Origin of the sequence: Streptomyces sp. BBFR102 (genome assembly GCF_051397025.1) — a bacterium.
GTDB lineage: Bacteria > Actinomycetota > Actinomycetes > Streptomycetales > Streptomycetaceae > Streptomyces.
Window position 1 is genome coordinate 3,702,893 of record NZ_CP195757.1, and the last position, 20,222, is coordinate 3,723,114.

At 71.5% G+C, this 20,222-nt stretch carries 18 protein-coding genes; 15 read left to right on the forward strand and 3 right to left on the reverse strand.

The window, feature by feature from the left end:
- A complete protein-coding gene (locus ACSLIC_RS16650; RefSeq protein WP_436738487.1) occupies positions 1-1,359 on the reverse strand; it encodes a hypothetical protein in 1,359 nt (452 codons plus the stop codon).
- A 267-nt stretch (positions 1,360-1,626) separates the two neighbouring features.
- Here ACSLIC_RS16650 and ACSLIC_RS16655 point away from each other — a divergent pair, with 267 nt between their 5' ends.
- The 3 genes from ACSLIC_RS16655 to ACSLIC_RS16665 all read left to right on the forward strand — a co-directional run bounded on the left by ACSLIC_RS16655 (position 1,627) and on the right by ACSLIC_RS16665 (position 2,683).
- Positions 1,627-2,037: an ATP-binding protein gene (locus tag ACSLIC_RS16655; RefSeq protein ID WP_436738488.1), complete on the forward strand. Its 411-nt coding sequence runs from the start codon at positions 1,627-1,629 to the stop codon at positions 2,035-2,037.
- Positions 2,037-2,429, forward strand: a complete 393-nt coding sequence (locus ACSLIC_RS16660; protein WP_436738489.1) for a DUF6415 family natural product biosynthesis protein — start codon at positions 2,037-2,039, stop codon at positions 2,427-2,429. The genes ACSLIC_RS16655 and ACSLIC_RS16660 overlap by 1 nt, the downstream gene beginning before the upstream one ends.
- Positions 2,430-2,518: 89 nt before the next feature.
- Positions 2,519-2,683, forward strand: coding sequence for a hypothetical protein (locus ACSLIC_RS16665; protein WP_436738490.1), 165 nt, complete (start codon positions 2,519-2,521; stop codon positions 2,681-2,683).
- Positions 2,684-2,731: 48 nt separating this feature from the next.
- On the opposite strand, the gene ACSLIC_RS16670 is transcribed toward ACSLIC_RS16665, so the two are convergent.
- Positions 2,732-3,724: a helix-turn-helix transcriptional regulator gene (locus ACSLIC_RS16670; protein WP_436738491.1), complete on the reverse strand. Its 993-nt coding sequence runs from the start codon at positions 3,722-3,724 to the stop codon at positions 2,732-2,734.
- Positions 3,725-4,144: 420 nt separating this feature from the next.
- Here ACSLIC_RS16670 and mfd point away from each other — a divergent pair, with 420 nt between their 5' ends.
- Positions 4,145-7,678: a transcription-repair coupling factor gene (gene mfd, locus ACSLIC_RS16675; protein ID WP_436738492.1), complete on the forward strand. Its 3,534-nt coding sequence runs from the start codon at positions 4,145-4,147 to the stop codon at positions 7,676-7,678.
- Between the two features lie 228 nt (positions 7,679-7,906).
- Positions 7,907-8,566: an HAD family hydrolase gene (locus tag ACSLIC_RS16680; RefSeq protein ID WP_436738493.1), complete on the forward strand. Its 660-nt coding sequence runs from the start codon at positions 7,907-7,909 to the stop codon at positions 8,564-8,566.
- Here ACSLIC_RS16680 and ACSLIC_RS16685 read toward each other — a convergent pair.
- Positions 8,547-9,821: a transcriptional regulator gene (locus ACSLIC_RS16685; RefSeq protein ID WP_436738494.1), complete on the reverse strand. Its 1,275-nt coding sequence runs from the start codon at positions 9,819-9,821 to the stop codon at positions 8,547-8,549. The genes ACSLIC_RS16680 and ACSLIC_RS16685 overlap by 20 nt on opposite strands.
- Positions 9,822-10,019: 198 nt before the next feature.
- Between ACSLIC_RS16685 and ACSLIC_RS16690 the strand changes: the two genes are divergently transcribed.
- The 10 genes from ACSLIC_RS16690 (at position 10,020) to ACSLIC_RS16735 (ending at position 20,095) form a co-directional block, all read left to right on the forward strand.
- Positions 10,020-10,397 carry a hypothetical protein gene (locus ACSLIC_RS16690; RefSeq protein ID WP_436738495.1) on the forward strand — a complete coding sequence of 126 codons (378 nt, stop codon included), beginning with the start codon at positions 10,020-10,022 and terminating at the stop codon, positions 10,395-10,397.
- Positions 10,398-10,754: 357 nt separating this feature from the next.
- Positions 10,755-11,858 carry a radical SAM protein gene (locus tag ACSLIC_RS16695; protein WP_436738496.1) on the forward strand — a complete coding sequence of 368 codons (1,104 nt, stop codon included), beginning with the start codon at positions 10,755-10,757 and terminating at the stop codon, positions 11,856-11,858.
- A 70-nt stretch (positions 11,859-11,928) separates the two neighbouring features.
- Positions 11,929-12,474, forward strand: a complete 546-nt coding sequence (locus tag ACSLIC_RS16700; protein ID WP_436738497.1) for a class IV adenylate cyclase — start codon at positions 11,929-11,931, stop codon at positions 12,472-12,474.
- 524 nt (positions 12,475-12,998) lie between these two features.
- Positions 12,999-13,505, forward strand: a complete 507-nt coding sequence (locus ACSLIC_RS16705) for a transposase (protein WP_436738498.1) — start codon at positions 12,999-13,001, stop codon at positions 13,503-13,505.
- A complete protein-coding gene (locus ACSLIC_RS16710; RefSeq protein ID WP_436738499.1) occupies positions 13,486-14,265 on the forward strand; it encodes an HNH endonuclease family protein in 780 nt (259 codons plus the stop codon). The genes ACSLIC_RS16705 and ACSLIC_RS16710 overlap by 20 nt, the downstream gene beginning before the upstream one ends.
- 203 nt (positions 14,266-14,468) lie before the next feature.
- Entirely contained in the window at positions 14,469-15,185 is a 717-nt protein-coding gene (locus ACSLIC_RS16715) for a hypothetical protein (RefSeq protein WP_436738500.1), read from the forward strand.
- Positions 15,182-16,702: a protein kinase domain-containing protein gene (locus ACSLIC_RS16720; protein ID WP_436738501.1), complete on the forward strand. Its 1,521-nt coding sequence runs from the start codon at positions 15,182-15,184 to the stop codon at positions 16,700-16,702. The genes ACSLIC_RS16715 and ACSLIC_RS16720 overlap by 4 nt, the downstream gene beginning before the upstream one ends.
- A gap of 206 nt (positions 16,703-16,908) precedes the next feature.
- Positions 16,909-17,694, forward strand: coding sequence for a hypothetical protein (locus ACSLIC_RS16725; RefSeq protein ID WP_436738502.1), 786 nt, complete (start codon positions 16,909-16,911; stop codon positions 17,692-17,694).
- A 61-nt stretch (positions 17,695-17,755) separates the two neighbouring features.
- Positions 17,756-18,745 carry a nucleoside triphosphate pyrophosphohydrolase gene (locus ACSLIC_RS16730; RefSeq protein ID WP_436738503.1) on the forward strand — a complete coding sequence of 330 codons (990 nt, stop codon included), beginning with the start codon at positions 17,756-17,758 and terminating at the stop codon, positions 18,743-18,745.
- Positions 18,746-18,778: 33 nt separating this feature from the next.
- Positions 18,779-20,095: a cytochrome P450 family protein gene (locus ACSLIC_RS16735; protein WP_436738504.1), complete on the forward strand. Its 1,317-nt coding sequence runs from the start codon at positions 18,779-18,781 to the stop codon at positions 20,093-20,095.
- The last annotated feature ends 127 nt before the right edge of the window (positions 20,096-20,222 follow it).

Sequence of the window (20,222 nt, forward strand, 5' to 3'; positions counted from 1 at the left end):
TCAGCCGTCGAGTGCCAAGGGGCTCTGGGCGCCGAGGCGCCGGACAGGGGAGAGCGCGGAGAACTCCTCGATGCGGTCGGCCAACGCCAGGGCTGTCGGCGCGCCTCGGAACTCGGGGCGCGTCAGCTCCAGCCGCGCGGCGGTCAGCCGCTCCAGCATCCCGGAGCCCCGCCACATCGGTGCCACCTGGAAGACCGGAGCGAGGGCTTCCTTCGCCCCTTCGACCTCCCCGCGCATGAGCCGGGCACGCGCCAGGTCGATGGCTGCCGGTCCCGACACCGCCAGGGGTACGTCCGTCTCCTGCCGGTCCGCGAGCAGGGCGAGGGCGCTACTGGCGTACCCCTCGGCGGTCGCCGGGTCCCGCAGGAGCAGTGCGGTCGTCGCGTTGCTCATGGCGGTGCGGGCGTCGTCGAAGGCGAACTCCCCACCGATGTCGTCGTGCAGCTCGTCGCGTAGGCCGCCGGGGGCCGGCTCGTCGGCGCTCCTGATGGCACGCTGGGCCTGCTCCTCCGCCCGAAGGTGGCCGTGGGCACGCGCTTCGATGGCGTACAGGCGCCGCCGGGCGGTGTCTCCCAGGCCGCCCATCTGCTGGGCGGTCCTGGTGAGCCGCACGGCCTCTGCGGGGCGCCCGCTCCAGAAGGCGGCGTAGGCGAGGACGCCGTACGCGTACGCCTGCACCGGCCCGTTGTCGATCGTCCGGCCGTACTGAGCTGCGGAACGCGCGAACGAGACCGTCGGCGCCATCGCGCCCAGGTCGAACGAGACCGCCGCGAGAAGGGCACTGGCCTGGGCCGCCGCGTAGTACAGCCGGGAGTGCTGTTCCGGGGAACGGGTGCGCTCCAGACCGACCTGCGCTCGCTGGAGCAGCCCGCGTGCCTCGTGGAAGACGTCAGCCGGCGCGGTACGGGCGTAGGCGCGGGACAGCGCCACGAGGTCGTCGGTCAGTTGGTCGAGCGTCAGCTCGTCCAGGCGTAGCGCGGCGGCTTCGCCGGAGTGGGAGGCGGCGTCCCGAGCGGTCATCAGCAGATCACTTTCGTTGAGCACGTGCGGAGAGGGGAGTTCGGCGGACTCGCCGTGCTCGTCGGAGGCCACTTCGGCCGCCGGACGCAGCAGGTCCCCTATGGGGCGCTGGAACATCCTCTCCAGGACCCGGGCCGTCGGGCCATGGGGCGCGGTCTTCACGCCTCCCACGGTCAGCAGGCGCTCGTAGTGCCGGGCCCCGGGAGGCGGGGCGACGTCGTAGCCCTCGCTGCTCAGTTGCCGTGCGGCGCGTTGGTACTCCTCGCTGAACGCGCGGTGCGAGCGGATACTCCGCCAGGTCGCGAGCAGGTACAGCACGGTGCGCCGGGCCTCGTCCATGTCCCCTCCGGATTCGGTTGCTCCCCCATCTCATACCTCCACGCCCGCACCCGTGAACTGCCGTACACCAGAAGGCGGGAAGAAGTCAGGACCACGTCGTCACGTCCCCCGAAAGGGCCGGGAGAAGTCACCACTGCGACATAGCCCCGTCACCCCTCGGCGCACCAGGCTGTGTGGCCCGACCGTGACGAGGAGTAGTCAATGGGGACAATGGCGTCCATCCCGCCCCTTGCGTCTGACGAGGGTGAGGACAGCGATGAGCGATGCGTGCTGCGCTTCGGGCCGTCCCAGCAGGCGGCCCGCACCTTCGAGGTGGTGATCGCACCGGAGCCGGACCTGGTGGCACGACTGCGACAGATCACGAAGACATTCCTCCTGCGTCGGTCCGTCCCCGCCGCCCTCGCCGACGACATCGTGGTCACCGTCTCCGAGCTGGTGACGAACGCGATCGAACACGGCGAGGGCACGGTCACTCTCCGGGCCCGGCTCACCGACGGGAAGGTCCTCATCGAGGTCGGAGACGAGAGTCCCGCACCCGCCCGGCTCAGGACCCCCACGGACGACGAGGTGAGGGGACGCGGACTCTTCCTCGTCTCCGTACTCGCGCACGACTGGGGCGTCCGCGACGAAGGCCGGACGACGTGGGCGACCTTCCGCTCGCCCGGGAAGGCCGGCTGATGGGCGTTCTGCTCGCAGTCGGCTGGACGCCGCCACTGGGGTACGACGGGCTCGCCCACGTCGCGGGGCGGCTGCGCGCTCTGCGGTCGTTGGAAGCGATCCTGGACGACGCCGGTGACGTGCTCAGCGGGCAGGACCCGCCCGAGGAGGAGTTCGCCGACCTCGGAGAGCGGCTACAGGCGGACCTCACCAGGCTGGCAGACATCGCCATCGCCGCGACCGACCGGGACCCCGCCCTGTCCGGCCTCGCTGCCAGGGCACGTGCCCTGACCTCCGAGGTGCTGCCCGACGGCCAAGGCCCCGCCCTCACCCACCTGCGCCTGATGGCCGGCTCCGTCCAGGTGCTTCTGGAGCGGTTGGCGAGGGCCGGAGCCATCCGCGACATCGCTTGATCCAGAGGCGGTCGCCCCTGCCTCCCACCATGAGGACGTAGACGCCTGGCCCCCAGGTATCGGCCTCTTCTCCACCTGAAAGGAACACCGTGAGTCTCTTCGCCCACCTGGAGTGGAAGGCCGAGCAGATCCTCGAACAACTCCGGCACGGCTACTCGCTCCCCGCCCTGAGCCAGGTCTACGAGGTCCCGGAGGAGCACCTTGAGGAGCGCATCCCCTGTTGGCGTCGGATGTACGGCGAGCAGGGCCGGTAGTGCCGGCAGCCTTCCCGCCGCACGGAGTGCCGGGGCCCGGCCCCCGGCTCACACCCACCCCCGCTCCCGCGCCAGCAACGCCGCCTGCGCCCGGCTCGCCGCCCCCAGCAGCTGCATCAGGTCAGCCACGTGCCGCCGGTACGTCCGCACCGACACCCCCAGCTCCCGCGCCCCCGCTTCGTCCTTGCCGACCGAGCACATGGCCAGGAGCACCCGGCGTTCCATCTCGCTCAGGGGGCTCTCGCCGTGCTGTCCCGCGGCGTCGTCCAGCGGGGCGGCCTGGGCCCAGATCTTCTCGAAGAGGGCGATGATGCCCGCGACCAGGCCGCTCTTGTGGGCCAGCAGCGCGCCGCGCGCGGTGTCGCGCGGATCGAGGGGGACCAGTACGGTCCGGCGGTCGTAGACGAGGAGCCGCTCGCCGGCCTCGCCCTCGTCGGCGACCCGGATGTGCGCGCCGGAGGCGGCCAGCTCCCGCAGGTAGGCGGCGGTCGGCGGGTCGGCGAGGGCCGAGCGGCGGACCACGTTGCGGATGGTGACGCCGCGCGCCAGGCACCGCAGGTCCAGTGGGCGGGAGCGGGCGATGTTCTCCGGGGAGAGCCGGGTGTAGGGCTCCACGGAGAGGATCTCGGCGCGGGCGAAGAAGGCCAGGTCCTCGATGCGGCCGCGGATCGCCGCCAGCCCCTCGATCTGCTCGATGCCCTGCGGGGTGGCGGCCCGCGCCCCCTGCTCGGCCCGCAGCCCCTCCACCACGTGCCGGGCGCGGGTGACCCGCCGCAGATCCTGGTGCAGCTCGTGCAGCCGTCGGTCGGCGAGGTGGGAGACGGCCTGCTCCGGGTCGGCCGGGACCACCCGCCCGTCTGTGGCGGGCAGCAGCAGGCCCAGCTCGCGGAGCCGGTCCAGTGCCCGGGCCGCGTCCTCGTCGGCGGTGCGCAGCAGCAGGTGCACCCCGTCGGCGGAGGTGCCCGGATTACGCAGGAAATGCCGGTACAGCTCCTCCTCGGTCGCGGAGAGCCCGAAGACGGCCATCTCGTTGTCACCCACGCTCTGCCCCCGGCTGCGTCATGGGCCGACGGCACTCTCCGGAAGATCCTCCGGGCGGGTGCCGCGACGGTCGAGGTTTTTTCGGCACAGCGTAAGGGCTCATTCGGCGCGCCGGGATGGGCCGGTGCGAATTGTGTGCGAAGAGTGAGCCAACCGTGGCCGCGTCCGCGTGAACCCGGGAGGCCCGCCGTCCGTACCGGGCCACTCCCGGCCACCCAGCGCGAGCGGGACGCGACCCACCGTGCCGGACGCGTCCGGAGGCCGCACGTCGTACGCTGGAGACCCCCGGCCCGTTGGACGTGTCGGGCACTCGCGTGTTTCCCGGCGGCGTGACGACTCCGCCCCGCCCGGACGCCTCGGCGCCCGGGGAGCGCCGGGCACGCGGTGGACGACGAGGACGACGAGGACGGAATCCCTTTCATGAGCCTGCACGGACTGCTCGACGCGGTGATCGAGGACCCCGCGCTGTCACAAGCGCTGAAAGCGGCCGGGGACGGGCACCTCCTCGCCGCCGACCTGGTCGGCCCGCCCGCCGCCCGCCCCTTCACCGTCGCCGCGCTCGCCCGCGAGACCGGCCGCACCGTGCTCGCCGTCACCGCCACCGGCCGCGAGGCCGACGACCTGGCGGCAGCCCTGCGCACCCTGCTCCCGCCGGACGGCGTCGTGGAGTACCCGTCCTGGGAGACGCTGCCGCACGAGCGGCTCTCCCCGCGCTCCGACACCGTAGGCCGCCGCCTGGCCGTGCTGCGCCGCCTCGCCCACCCGAACGCGGACGACCCCGAGACCGGCCCGGTCTCCGTCGTCGTCGCCTCCGTACGCTCCGTCCTCCAGCCGCAGGTCAAGGGGCTCGGCGACCTGGAGCCGGTGGCGCTGAAGGGCGGGCAGACCGCCGACCTGGAGGAAGTGGTGCGCGCCCTGGCCGCCGCCGCGTACTCCCGGGTGGAGCTGGTCGAGAAGCGCGGCGAGTTCGCCGTGCGCGGCGGCATCCTCGACGTCTTCCCGCCGACCGAGGACTACCCGGTCCGCATCGAGTTCTGGGGCGACGAGGTCGAGGAGATCCGCTACTTCAAGGTCGCCGACCAGCGCTCCCTGGAGATCGCCGAGCACGGCCTGTGGGCCCCGCCCTGCCGCGAACTGCTCCTCACCGACCAGGTCCGCGAGCGGGCCGCCGCCCTCGCCGAGGACCACCCCGAACTCGGCGAACTCCTCGGCAAGATCGCCGAGGGCGTCGCCGTGGAGGGCATGGAGTCCCTGGCCCCCGTCCTCGTGGACGAGATGGAACTCCTCCTCGACGTCCTGCCCGAGGGCGCCATGACCCTGGTCTGCGACCCCGAACGGGTCCGCACCCGCGCCGCCGACCTGGTCGCCACCAGCCTTGAGTTCCTCCAGGCGTCCTGGGCCGCCTCCGCCGAGGGCGGCCAGGCACCCATCGACGTCGGCGCGGCCTCCCTGTGGGGCATCGCCGACGTCCGCGAACGCGCCCGCGAGCTGGACATGATGTGGTGGTCCGTCTCGCCGTTCGCCGCCGACGAGGAGACGTACGACGGCGACACCTGGCAGCTGGGGATGCACGCCCCCGAGACGTACCGGGGCGACACCGCCCGCGCCCTGGCCGACACCAAGCGGTGGCTCGGCGAGGGCTGGCGGACCGTCTTCGTCACCGAGGCGCAGGGTCCCGCCTCCCGTACCGTCGAGGTGCTGGGCTCCGAGGGCGTCCCGGCCCGGCTCGACGGGGACCTCGCGGAGATCAGCCCCTCCGTGGTGCACGTCGCCTGCGGCGCCATCGACCACGGTTTCACCGACGAGCGCCTCAAGCTCGCCGTGCTCACCGAGACCGACATCTCCGGCCAGAAGGCGGCCGGCAAGGACGGCCAGCGGATGCCCACCCGGCGCCGCAAGACCATCGACCCGCTCACCCTGGAGCCGGGCGACTACATCGTCCACGAACAGCACGGCGTCGGCCGCTACATCGAGATGGTCCAGCGGACCGTCCAGGGCGCCACCCGCGAGTACCTCCTCGTCGAGTACGCGCCCGCCAAGCGCGGCCAGCCCGGCGACCGCCTCTACATCCCCACCGACCAGCTGGAACAGGTCACCAAGTACGTCGGCGGCGAGGCCCCCACCCTGCACCGGCTCGGCGGCGCCGACTGGACCAAGACCAAGGCGCGCGCCAAGAAGGCCGTCAAGGAGATCGCCGCCGACCTCATCAAGCTCTACTCGGCCCGGATGGCCGCCCCCGGCCACGCCTTCGGACAGGACACCCCCTGGCAGCGCGAACTGGAGGACGCCTTCCCGTACATGGAGACGGCCGACCAGCTCTCCACCATCGCCGAGGTCAAGGAGGACATGGAGAAGACGGTCCCGATGGACCGCCTGATCTGCGGCGACGTCGGCTACGGCAAGACCGAGATCGCGGTCCGCGCCGCCTTCAAGGCCGTCCAGGACGGCAAGCAGGTCGCCGTCCTCGTCCCCACCACCCTCCTGGTCCAGCAGCACTTCGGCACCTTCTCCGAGCGGTACGCGCAGTTCCCCGTCAACGTCCGCGCCCTCTCCCGCTTCCAGTCCGACGCGGAGGCCAAGGCCACCCTGGAGGGGCTGCGGGACGGCTCGGTCGACATCGTCATCGGCACCCACCGCCTCTTCTCCTCCGAGACCAAGTTCAAGGACCTGGGCCTGGTCATCGTCGACGAGGAGCAGCGGTTCGGCGTCGAGCACAAGGAGCAGCTGAAGAAGCTCCGCGCCAACGTCGACGTGCTCACCATGTCCGCCACGCCCATCCCGCGCACCCTGGAGATGGCGGTCACCGGCATCCGCGAGATGTCGACGATCACCACCCCGCCCGAGGAGCGCCACCCGGTCCTCACCTTCGTCGGCCCCTACGACCCGAAGCAGATCGGCGCCGCCATCCGCCGCGAACTCCTGCGCGAGGGCCAGGTCTTCTACATCCACAACCGCGTCGAGTCCATCGACAAGGCCGCCGCCCGCCTGCGCGAGATCGTCCCCGAGGCCAGGATCGCCACCGCCCACGGCAAGATGTCCGAACAGGCCCTGGAACAGGTGGTCGTGGACTTCTGGGAGAAGAAGTTCGACGTCCTGGTCTCCACCACGATCGTCGAGTCCGGCATCGACATCTCCAACGCCAACACCCTCATCGTCGAGCGCGGCGACAACTTCGGCCTCTCCCAGCTCCACCAGCTCCGCGGTCGCGTCGGCCGGGGCCGCGAACGCGGATACGCCTACTTCCTCTACCCGCCCGAGAAGCCCCTGACCGAGACCGCCCACGAGCGCCTCGCCACCATCGCCCAGCACACCGAGATGGGCGCCGGCATGTACGTCGCCATGAAGGACCTGGAGATCCGCGGCGCCGGCAACCTCCTCGGCGGCGAGCAGTCCGGCCACATCGCCGGCGTCGGCTTCGACCTGTACGTCCGCATGGTCGGCGAGGCCGTCGCCGACTACCGCGCGGCCCTCGACGGCGGCGTCGAGGAGGAACCGGCCCCCGAGGTCAAGATCGAACTCCCCGTCGATGCCCACGTCCCGCACGACTACGCCCCCGGCGAGCGCCTGCGCCTCCAGGCGTACCGCGCCATCGCCTCCGCCACCACCGAGGACGACATCCGCGCCGTCCGCGAGGAACTCACCGACCGCTACGGCAAACTCCCCGAGCCCGTCGAGAACCTCCTCCTGGTCGCCGGCCTCCGCATGCTCGCCCGCTCCTGCGGCGTCGCGGAGATCGTCCTCCAGGGCAACAACATCCGCTTCGCCCCCGTCGAACTCCGCGAGTCCCAGCAACTCCGCCTGAACCGCCTCTACCCCCGTACGGTCATCAAGGCCAACGCCCACCAGGTCCTGGTTCCCCGTCCGACGACCGGGAAGATCGGGGGGAAGCCTGTGGTGGGGCGGGAGTTGCTGTCGTGGGTGGGGGAGTTTCTGACTTCGATTCCGGGGTCGTAGGGGCGTGGGGCTGCCCTCCGCCCCGCGACCGAGCAGGCATCTCGGCTGAGTGCCCTGAGAGGCGCACAGCACTCGCTGGAGGGCACAGCCTTGGGTCTGTTCGCCCTGGAACGGCAAATTGCCCGGAGCCAGAGGGAACGCCTGGAAGGGACGGACGGCGCGGACGACTGACCCCGTTCCCTACGGTCCCCGTCCCCTCTGCCACACCCATGTTCTACGCTGCCGCCCATGATTCGCGCAGTGGTGTTCGACGTCGGTGAGTGCCTGGTGGACGAGACCCGTGAGTACGGGACGTGGGCGGACTGGTTGGGGGTGCCGCGGCACACGTTCGCGGCGATGTTCGGGGCGGTCATCGCGCAGGGCCGGGACTATCGGGAGACGTTCCAGGTCTTCCGGCCTGGCTTCGATTTGACCGAGGAGCGGCAGAAGCGGGCCGATGCCGGGCTGCCCGAGTGGTTCGGGGAGGACGATCTGTACACGGACGTACGGCCTTCATTGGAGGAGCTGCGCCGGGACGGGCTCTGGGTGGGGATCGCCGGGAACCAGACCGTGCGCGCCGGCGGGTTGCTGCGCGGGCTCGATCTGCCCGCCGACATGATCGCTACCAGCGACGACTGGGGAGCCTCCAAGCCGGACGTGGCGTTCTTCGAGCACGTCATCGAGGCGACCCCGGCAGAGGCCGGGGAGATTCTGTACGTGGGTGACCGGCTCGACAACGACATCCGGCCCGCTGTGCAGGCCGGACTCCTGACGGCGCTGATCCGTCGTGGTCCCTGGGGGACCATTCAGCAGGACGCCCCGGATGCGGGCGCGATGACGACGATGCGGATCGACTCTCTGGCTGAACTTCCGGCGAGAGTGGCGGAGTTCAACGCTGGAGAGCGCTAACTGTCATTCCCCAATCGTAGAGTCGGTCGTCGAGGGTTCGTACGCACTGCTCGTTCTGCCATGGAGCAAGGGTGCGGCGGACCTCGCGGATGCGGTCCATGCCGGTTGCGTACCAAGTCAGGGCGAGCTGATCGAGGGCTTGGCCGGCGAAGGCACAAGCCGGCTGCGGACTGCGGTCGGCGACCTCGACGGCGGCGAGGTCGCCGAGGACGACGGTGCGCTGTTTGTCCGACTCGGGTGGCAGCGCTTCGAGGACCTGGAGGAGTGTTTCGCGGGCTTGCGGGATGTGACCGGCTTTGAGCTGGGTGTTTCCCTTGAAGGCGGCTAGGCGGGTAGGGCTGAACCAGTCCATCCACGGGGGCGTCGTGTGCTCCGAGCCGTCGGCGAGTACGTCCTCCGCGTGGCTTATGAGGTGCAAGGCGATGCGGGTATTGCCGCAGCGGGTCTCGCATTCGGCCTCAACGGCGTCGAGCCAGGCCCAGAACTCGGCGGAGGCAGGGCCTCGGCGGGCGTAGGCGCGGGCGGCGACCATCCGCTCGACCGCCGCATCGCGGTCCTCGGCCCAGCCGGAGATGAACGCGGTGTGGGCGAGGACGGCAGAGCCCATGAGGGGATCGTCCGCCTCTCCTGCTGCCTGTAGGGCCCTGAGCAGGGTCTCGCTGGCCCGCTCGGGTTCGCGCAGGTCGAAGAATTCGATGCGCCCGGCCAGGAGGTACGTCTCCGCCAGCGCGGCCGCCAGACGGGGGCGAGTGGCCGAAGTGACCTCGGGGAGCAGGGCACAGCCGAGCCGTGAGTGTTCCAGGACGGCCGGGTGGAGGGTGGCCGGGGCGACAGACCAGTACAGGTGTCGGTGAGAGCGGGTAACTGCCGCGAAGTCTGTACTGACGGTGGCCGGCTGTGTGATGAGCACGGTCTGTGTGGGCACCGTGGTCAGGCGCATCCGGGGGACGGCAGCGCCCGTTGAAGCTCTGTGGCCGGGTTCCTGCGGCCCCTGGCCCGCGTCCCAGGGGGCCGTGAAGCCGAGGTCCTCGACGTCCTGGCAGAGGACATGGGTGAGAACCCGACGGACATCAGGCTGCGGCCACGGAGGATTGGCGGACTCCCAACGCCGGACCTGACGGACGCCAACGGCCAAGCCCCGGATGCCTAGTTGGGGACCCGTACGCGTAATGACATCGGCCAGGGCCTGTTGGGAGTTGTACCCCGCCGCTACACGAGCGGCCTTCAGGCGGGTGTTGCCTATGGGGCGGGACATGGGCACCTCCGTAACGCGACGGGCTCTGTTCTGAGGGTCCCACGCAAGGTCCAATTCGGATCTCGTCATCACCGACAAGCCTGAAGCAAAGCCCTCTTGAGGTCCTGTAGGTGACCTCTGCGAGTCCTCGAAAGGGACTTGCTCGATCGCGACGATGACAGCTCCATATTCCAGCCCTCCGGCTAGGAGCCCTACGTCATGACACGATCACGAGAGAAGGCGGACCCGCCCTCGATGGATACCGTCGGCGGCTACACGCTCCAGGCCGTCGGTGTGTGCTGGGACGCCATCCGCGTCCCGCGCTGTGCGGGCATACGTGCCCTGGAGCTGCTGGGCCCCCGCAACGGCGCCGTCATCGAGGACCCGCACGCACCCGCTCTCTACTGGTTCGTGCCGACCGGCACCGCGGACTCCTGGGACACGGCCGTACCCGTCTGCTCGGCTTGGCTCAGCACCTCGTTGTCCCACCCTCGGGGCGCGTTCAGGGACCCGGCCCGCACTGGCGGATTGGCCCCGCCGACGGCGCGCTCTTCACCGACGTCGACGCCCTCCGTGCTGCTGTCCGGGACGCCATGACTCCTCTGCGGGCACCACTCAAGGAGACGACGTGGCCCCCACCGCAGCCCTCTCAGGACCCCCCCACGCGCTTTGCCGTCCCGGACTACAGGGCTTGGTGTCCTTGGTTCCCGCTCCGTCCGCCGGACGGGACGTGCTCGGCACGCTCCTCGGCGATGTCTGGGCCCTGGGCGCGCTGATCTGCGTGGCCTCGGCTACTTGATGCAGGAGGCGGCGCCCGCCAGCGCCGACAAGCCTGCTGCGGTCACCCCGGACCTGCCGGTCACCTCGTGACGGCAGGCGGCGGCCCTCCTTCCTGGCCGCCTCTTCGTCTCCCTCACGCCATGAACCACTCCCGTCTCGAAGGAGCAGCGGCTCATGTTCCAGCACCATGCCTTACGGCAGATCAGCAGCGACGTACCCCTACGTATCTCGATGGACCGGACGCTACGTGTGAAGGTCATCGACGCCTGTGGCCTGACCTGCACCTTTTGCCACAACGAGGGAACCCCTGTCAGCGCGGACAACCCCGGTCGCCGATCAGTCCCCTTCGCGTCCGCAGGTAGATCCGGACGGACGTCGATCTACCTCGGCTCGAATGGCGCCCGCTTCCTCAGCGCCCCCGTCATTCCCGACGAGTCGTTCCGTACCGCCCTTGCCCGGCTGCGAGAGGCGCTCGGCTTCGACGAGGTCCACCTCACCGGCGGCGAGCCGACCCTCCACCCCCGCCTTGCCCAGATCATCACCCTCGCCAGGAGCGCTGGTTACACGACCAGCGTCACCTCGAACGGCGAGAATGGCGCACGGTCGCTACCCGAGTGCGCCCGGGCGGGACTCGACCACGCCAACTTCTCAATCTTCGGTACGACTTCCGAGGAACTCGCCCAGGTTCAGGGTGATCGGTGCCGCTCCCGACAGCGAGCCACCCGCAAGATTGAGGCGTTGGAGCAGTCGCTACGCCTGGCAACCTCTCTCGGTATCGGCGTACGCGCGAACATCGTCATCCCCAATCACAGCCACATCCCCCGCGTACACCGTCTCCTGGAGAGGTACTCGCCGCAGGTGTCCGTACGAGTCCTGACGTCACTGGCTGACGGCAACGCTTCCCTCGGCGCCGTCGACGTGCTTCTGGACCAGCTCGATGCCGAGCCTGAAGAAGTCCGGCTGATCGCGGGCACCTCCGGATTTCGCATGGGATACCGGCTGCCTGACGGACAACGACTGGTCGTCAAGCACATACGCCCGCTGCGGCTGCCGGAGACTTGCACGAGGTGCCCTCTCAACAACAGCACCGACTGCCAGGAGGGCTACTACGGCGTCCGGTTGTACCGCGACCCGGAAGGTGTGTTCCACGTGGGCGTGTGCATTCAGCGCATGGATCTCTGCCTGCCCGTGGAAGAGTTCGTGGCCAGCGAGATATGCGCCGAGGTTCGCAAGGTCCGCGAGCAAGATCTGCATGAACTCCAGGCCCTGGCCGCGTAGAACCGTCGTAAGACCACCGTGCCCCGCAAGGCACGGATGCCACCTCCAACACACCGAAAGCGAGAAAGCCTTGGCTCAGCACGAATACGAAGCGAAGTTCCTGCAGATCGACGTCGACGCCGTCCGAGACCAGCTGCGGGCTGCCGGCGCCGAGCGGGCCTTCGACAAGACGATGTTCACCCGGCTCATCTTCGAGAACGATGCCGTCCAGGGCGAGCAGTGGCTGCGTCTGCGTGATGAGGGCGGCAAGACCACGCTGACCCTCAAGCAGGTCAGCGACGCCACCCACATCAACGGCACTACTGAGATCGAGATCGAGGTCAACGACCTGGAGCGCACTGCGGAACTTCTCGCAGCCCTTGGCCTTCGTCAGGTGCGGTACCAGCAGAACTACCGCGAGGAATGGCAGCTCGACGGCGTCGCCTACGACCTCGACACTTGGCCCGGCCTCCCCACCTTCCTGGAGGTCGAAGCCAGCTCCGAGGAAGCCGTCCGCAAGGCTGTGTCCGCTCTCGGCCTCGACTACGAACAGGCCCGCTTCGGCAGCATCGACCTCATCTACAAGAGCGAGCTGGACCGCGACATCCTCGCCGAACCCACTTTGCTCTTCGCCTGACGGGTATCCGGCGACAGCACCGAGCCGCCTCTTGTAATGGCCCCGGCCGGGCCCTCACATCCTTGGATTCGCCGCTGCGCAGGGGCCGGGCCGGGGCCGTGACGTCAACCTGCACGGTACTGCCCAGGATGTGGCAGATACAGCCGATGCTTCGGTCGGGCCTGAGGTGCGTTCAGAGTCAGGGACGTTCGCGATAGTCCGGAGCGGTGATCTGGGGGCTGCCGGGGATGCGTGGTGTCACTAGCTGTTGTCCAACCCTCGGGTGTTCTATGGCGGTCCGTACGGCGAGCCTGATCGTGTGATCTGGTGGCAGGAGAGGACACGAAGACGAGGCCCCTTCCTAGCGTGTCGGTTGTCTACGCCGAACCCGCAAGAAACAGAGCCTCGTTGTCTCTCACGTCACCGCCTGCGCTGCTGATCGTCCGCTGCCCGACCTCCGGTTCACGGCGCCGTGCGACTGCCTCGCTCACCTGTACGGAAACGCCGGGGACCGCCGGCTGCGGACCTGCTTCTACTCCACGGACATGAGCGAGGAGGAGTGGCGGGTCGTCCGGCGGAGGATGCCCTTGCCGGGCTGGCTGCGCGGGCGCGGGGGCAACCCGGAGGGCTACTGCCACCGTGAGATGTCCGATGCGGTGCGCTATTTCGACTCCGAGGACATCAAGTGGCGGGCGATGCCGTCCGACTTCCCGCCCTGGGGCGCGGTCTACGCCTTCGCGCGCGGCTGGCAGGCCGAGGAACTCCTCGACGTCCTGCACGACCGGCTGCGTGAGCAGGTGCGGCTCCTGGAGGGCCGGGATGATCCCGAACCGAGTGCGGCGATCGTCGATTCGCGGTCCCTGCGCGGCGCGGCCACGCTCACCGGCGACGACATGAGCGGCTTCGTGGTGCTGCCCAGGCGGTGGGTGGTGGGACGCGCCCTTGCGTGGCTGGTCAACTGCCGCCGTCTGGTGCGGGACTACGAGCGGACCGGGGCGGCCCACCCGACTGCCCAGCACCCCGCAGGGCAGGATGCCTCCGGGATCGGGTGAGTGGTCGGGCGGGAGAAGGGTGTGCGTGGTGACGGTGCGACGGTACGGACTGGTGGGGCTCGCGGTCGGGGCGCTGCTGTGGAGTGCGGGGTGCGGGCTCCAGGAGCCGTCGGCGGGGGCCGGCGGGAAGGGCACCGAGGGCGGGACCACCGCCGGGACGGCGCCGGCGGCGCTGGAGGAGCTGACCGTCCAGGAGGAGGGGGGCAAGGACGGGTACGGCCGGGAGCGGTTCGGCTCGGCCTGGGCCGATGTGGACGGGAACTCCTGCGGTACGCGGGACGACATCCTCAAGCGGGACCTCGCCGACGTCGTGTACAAGGACGGCGACGACTGCGTGGTGGCCTCCGGAACGCTGCGGGACGACCCGTACTCGGGCGAGGACGTGGAGTTCCGGCGGGGGGCAAGCAAGGTGGACATCGACCACCTGGTCGCGCTCTCCGACGCCTGGAAGAAGGGGGCGTCGCAGTGGGAGCCGGCCAAGCGCATAGCCTTCGCCAACGACCCGCTCAACCTCCTCGCGGTCAACGCCGGCCCCAACCGCGCCAAGGGCGACGGCGACGCCGCGAAGTGGCTGCCGCCCAACGAGGCGTACCACTGCGCGTACGTCGCCGGGCAGGTGGCGGTGAAGAAGAAGTACGGGGTGTGGGTGACCCCCGAGGAGCACTCCGCGATGCGCGCGGTCCTCGACGGCTGCCCTCGGGAGGAGCTGCCGGAGGGGGACGCGCCGACGAGGGCACCGGACCGGTTCAGCGCCAGGTGAGCGCCAAGTGAGCGCGTAGGGAGCCGCCTTGGCCGGGGCCCTCGCCCGGCGCCTTCTCCATTCATGTCATGCTCGGACCACGTCACACCCCGTCACCAGGTGGGCAACGGTTCCGTACAGCGTGGTCCGACCACTTGCGGGGGGTGTATACGCTCGGACCGCACGCGCGTCCGGCGCGGCCCACGATCTTCAGGGAGCAGGCCATGCACAGCATTTACCCGGTGGCCCCGGGGCCCCAGGGTCCGTCCCAGGAGGCCCGGATCTGGCTTCGGGTGCTGTTCACCGCTCTGACGGTGATGAGTTGCGGGCTCTTCGCCTTCGGCGCGCTGATCCGCCTGGCCTGCGTGACCCGCAGGAAGCGGGACTGGGTGCTGATGGTCGTCTCCATCGGTGCCGTGGTCCTCGCCATCTCGATGATGCCCGACGGCGACGACACCAGCACGATCGTCGACGACCTGGGGGCGGGGCTCATCCTGCTCAATGTGGTCGCCGTCACCTGGTACTACCTCTGGGCCGACATCCGCCACGACCGGAAGACCTACGGCGTCGCCCGCCCCCGAGTCCCGGGCCCGCACCCCGCCGCCCCGTACCCGCCGCACGGCGTGACCCGTCCGGCCGCCGCCCCCCTGCACCAGCAGGCCCCCGGCCCGTACTCCCCGCCCCACCAGCCCCCGCACACCCAGCAGTTCGCGCAGCCGGCCGCTCCCACCAACCCCGCCGACGCCTGGACCCGCCCGCAGGGCGGCCCGACGCCGGCCCCGGCCGGGCCGCGCCCCACCGCCAACACCCCGCCGCCCGGCGGCCCCGCCCGCATCGACCAGGTCCGGGCCGAACTGGACGAACTCAGCGCCTACCTGCGCCACCCCGAGGGCCAGCAGTCCGACGGCCGGGGCAACGGCCCGCAGGAGGAGTCCCGTTGAGCGGGCGGGTCATCGCCGAGCGCTACGAACTCTCCTCCCTCATCGGGGAGGGGGGCATGGGCCAGGTGTGGACCGGGTACGACCAGCGGCTCGACCGGCGCGTCGCCGTCAAGCTGCTGCGGCCCGACCGGGTCGCCGGAGCCGAGGTCAAGGAGCTGCGGAGCCGCTTCGTGCGGGAGTGCCGGGTCACCGCGCAGGTCGACCACCCGGGCCTGGTCACCGTGCACGACGCGGGGACCGAGGGCGACGAGCTGTACCTCGTCATGCAGTTCGTGGACGGCTCCGACCTCGGCGACCACCTGGTCGAGCACACGCCCTACCCATGGGAGTGGGCCGTCTCGGTCGCCGCCCAGTTGTGCGCGGTGCTCTCCGCCGTGCACGCCGTGCCGATCGTCCACCGGGACCTCAAGCCGCGGAACATCATGATCCGCCAGGACGGCACCGTCACCGTCCTCGACCTCGGCGTCGCCTCCGTCATGGACAGCGACACCACCCGCCTCACCCACACCGGCTCGCCCATCGGCAGCCCCGCCTACATGGCCCCCGAACAGGCCATGGGCGGCGCCGTCGGCCCGTACACCGACCTGTACGCGCTCGGCATCGTCCTCTACGAACTCCTCAGCGGGACCGTGCCGTTCGACGGGGCCACCGTCCTCGGCGTCCTCCACCGCCACCTCTACGAGGCACCGCTGCCGATCGGCCGGCTGCGCCCCGGACTGCCCGACGGGCTCGAACCGCTCGTCATGCGGCTGCTCGCCAAGGAACCCCAGGACCGGCCCGCCTCCGCCCAGGAGGTCTACCAGGCCCTCGCCCCGCTGCTGCCGCCCCGCGGCGTCCCGCGCGGCGCCCCGCTCGACCCGGCCCGGCCCTTCCTGCGCCCGCACGCCCCCTGGCCCGACCACCCGCTGGCCCCCGCGCCCCGCCCCGCCCAGCCCCCGGCCGCGCCCGGCGGTGGCGAGGGCGCCGACGTCGCCGCCGCCGTGGACGACGTCAAGCGGCTGCTCGGCGAGGGCCGCATCACCCAGGCCGTCGACATCCTCGGCGCGATCCTGCCCACCGCCGCCCGGCAGCACGGCGAGCACTCCGCCGTCGTCCGCACCCTGCGCAAGCAGTACGCCGCCACCCTGCTCGACGACGGCCAGTACCGCCGCGCCCTGCCCGAACTGCGCCGCCTCGCCGACGAGTACGCAGCCGAGGCCGGCACCGCCGACCCGCGCTCCCTCCAGTTCCGCTACGAGTCGGCCCAGTGCCTCGAACAGCTCGGCGAACCCGGCGCCGCCCTGGCCGAATACCGCGCCCTGCTCCCGTACTTCGAGAACCAGTACGTCAGTACCGACCGGGACCTTCCGCTGGAGATCCGCCGCCGCATCGGCCACCTCCTGCTCGCCCTCGGTGACCGCCCGGCAGCCCAGGACACCCTGCTCCGCCTGCTCCACGACGCCGAACAGCGGTACGGGCTCGCCCACCCGCTCCCCGGTGAGGTGCGCCGCACCCTGCACTGGCTCGGCCTGGTCTGAGCCGCCGCCCGGCGGCGGGGGACGGAGGGGACAGGCAGGAACCGGACACGCGGGGAATCGTTGCTCCGGACAGTGGCCCAGATCACGCCGACTGCCTACGATCGATCTTCGCAAGGACGTCCGGACCGCCAGGTCGTACACGTCGTCAGATCGTCAGGTCGTCAACAGTCCCCGCACCGCCGAACGATCACGCCGGGAGGCTCCCTTTGCACCGCCGCCGTCGCACCTCGCTCGCCCTCATGGCCGCCACCCTGCTCGCGGCCCCGCTGCTGACCGCCTGCGGGGACGGCGCCCGGCCGGGCGCCGCCGCCGTGGTCGGCGGCGAGCGGATCACCGTCGCCCAGCTGGAGGCCCAGGTCGGCCAGACCCGCGACGCCCAGGTCGCCGTCTTCGGCGAGGAGGGATACGCGGACGCCCTCGACCAGCAGTGCTCCGCCGCCCGCCAGGCCGAGCTGCAGCAGCGCGACGAGGCCGCCGCCCAGGGCGAGAAGGCCGTCGAGGGCCGCGAGACCTGCGCCCCCGACCGCGCCACCCTCGCCGGGATGATCAGCGAGCGCGTCGTGCGGGCCGCCGCCGACGAGGCCGGCGTCAGCCTCACCCGCAAGGACCTCCGCGAGCGCCGCGCCCAGCTCCAGGCGCAGACCGGCGGCGGCGCCGAGCAACTGGAGGAGGCGTACCTGCGGACCTACGGCATTCCGGCCGCCCGGATCGACGACCACCTCGGCTACCAGCTCCGCCTCGACGGGCTCCGCCAGACGTACGCGCCCGGCGCCTCGCCCGAGCAGGCCGACGCGCGGGTCCGGCAGGAACTGGTCAGGACCGCCGAGCGGCTCGGTATCGACATCAGCCCCCGCTACGGCTCCTGGGACGGCGAGCAGCTGCTCATGGTCGCGGGCTCCGACCCCTGGCTCAGCACCGACCCGCGCCGCGTCGGCGAGGAGAAGGCCGAGGCCCGCTCCGAGGCGCAGAGCGCGGGCCTCCCGGCGCTCTGAGGGGCGCCCACCGCCGCACCGGCCCCGGCGGCCGGGTCCCGGGGTGCGTTACGTTCGAGGCGTGAACGCACCCAGCCCCGGCCGCCTCGTCCTGCTCACCACCAGCCACCGGGTGGCCCCCGGCCAGCTCTCCTGGCCCGCCTGGCAGGCCCTGCACCAGGCCGACCGGGTGCTCTGCGCCGACCCGGCCCACCCGCAGCTGCCCTACCTGCGGGAGGCGGGCGTCGAGGTCGAGATCGCGGCCATCCCGGACGCGGCCGACCTGGTCGACTTCCTCGCCGGCGGGCGCACCGCCGTCCTCGTCCAGTCCGGCGAGGGCGACCGCCGACTGACCGACGCCCTCTCCCGCCTCGCCGGGTCCGGCCGCGTCGCCATGCCCGATCTGGAACTGCTCCCCGGTGCCTACGACCTCCCGGGCGCCCGCCTGATCGACCTCGTCCAGGTCATGGACCGCATCCGCGAGGAGTGCCCCTGGTCGTCCGGGCAGACCCACGAAGGGCTCGCCACGTACGCCATGGAGGAGGCGTTCGAACTCATCGAGGCCATCGAGGAGGGCGACCGCGACGCCCTGCGGGAGGAACTGGGCGACGTGCTGCTCCAGGTCGTCTTCCACGCCCGGATCGCCGAGGACGGCCGACCGGCGGCCGGCGACGAGGAAGGGGACGGCGGGCCGTTCTCCATCGACGACGTGGCCGCCGCCCTCATCGACAAGCTGGTCCGCCGCCACCCGCACGTCTTCGGGGACGCCGTCGCCGAGACACCGCAGGAAGTCCGCGCCCACTGGCTGCGGGTGAAGGGGGAGGAGAAGGAGCGCACCTCGGTCACCGACGGCGTGCCCGTCGCCCAGCCCGCCCTGGCCCTCGCCGCCAAGCTCGCCTCCCGTGCCCGGGCCGCCGGGCTGAACGTGCCGCTCCCCGAGGGCCCCGGGCCCGGCCCCGCCCTGCTCGCCCTCGCCGTCGAGACCGAACGGCAGGGCGCCGACCCCGAGGCCGCCCTGCGCGAGAGCGCCCGGCGCTACCGCGAGGCCATCCGGGCGGCCGAGGGGCACTGAGCCGCCCCGCCGGGCCCCCGATACGGTCGGACCATGAGCGAAACCCAGGCAGCCGGGCGTCCCGCACTCTTCGGCTGGGAGTTCGCCGCCGACCCGTACCCCGCCTACGCCTGGCTGCGCACCCACGAGCCGGTCCACAAGACCCGGCTGCCCAGCGGCGTGGAGGCGTGGCTGGTCACGCGGTACGCGGACGCCCGGCAGACCCTCGCCGACCCCCGGCTCAGCAAGAACCCGGCGCACCACGCCGCCGACGACGCCGGGCGCAGCCGCACCGGCATCCCCGGCGAGCGCAGCGCCGGACTGATGACGCACCTGCTCAACATCGACCCGCCGGACCACACCCGGCTGCGCCGCCTGGTGTCGAAGGCGTTCACCCCGCGCCGCGTCGCCCGGTTCGCGCCCCGGGTGCAGGAGCTGACCGACGGGCTCATCGACGGCTTCGCCGGGCGCGGCGAGGCCGACCTCATCCACGAGTTCGCCTTCCCGCTGCCCATCTACGCCATCTGCGACCTGCTCGGCGTCCCGCGCGAGGACCAGGACGACTTCCGCGACTGGGCCGGGATGATGATCCGGCACGGCGGCGGGCCGCGCGGCGGCGTCGCCCGCTCGGTGAAGAAGATACGGAACTACCTCGCCGAGCTGATCCACCGCAAACGGGCCGACCTCGGCGACGACCTGATCTCCGGCCTGATCCGCGCCAGCGACCACGGCGAGCACCTCACCGAGGAGGAGGCCGCCGCCATGTGCTTCGTGCTCCTCTTCGCCGGCTTCGAGACGACCGTCAACCTGATCGGCAACGGCACCCTGGCCCTGCTCCGCAACCCCGCCGAACGCGCCCGCCTCCAGCGGGCCCTCGCCGACGGCGACGAGGCGCTGCTCGACACCGGCATCGAGGAACTCCTGCGGTACGACGGCCCGGTGGAGATGGCCACCTGGCGGTACGCCACCGAGCCGCTGCGGATCGGCGGGGCCGACATCGCCGCCGGGGACCCGGTCCTGGTCGTCCTGGCCGCCGCCGACCGCGACCCCGAACGCTTCCGGGACCCCGGCCGGCTCGACCTCGCCCGCACCGACAACCAGCACCTCGGCTACGGCCACGGCATCCACTACTGCATCGGCGCCCCGCTGGCCCGACTGGAGGGCAAGGCCGCTCTCGCGACCCTGCTGACGCGCCTTCCGGACCTGCGGCTCGGCGCCGCACCCGACGACCTGCGCTGGCGCGGCGGACTCATCATGCGGGGACTGCGCACCCTGCCGGTCGAGTTCACCCCGGAGCCGGCCGGGCCCGGGAAGCAGGTGCGCGAGCCGCGCCCTCCGGACGCCGGAACTGACGAGACATCAGGAATGTGATGTCGGCGTGATCTCCGCTGCATCGACTTGTGACGAACGTTCGACAGCCGCTACCTTCGGCGCCAACCGGAAGCCCCGCCGCCACCGAGCGGGGCGCCGGTCAGCAGTCGTCACGCGAAAGGCAACC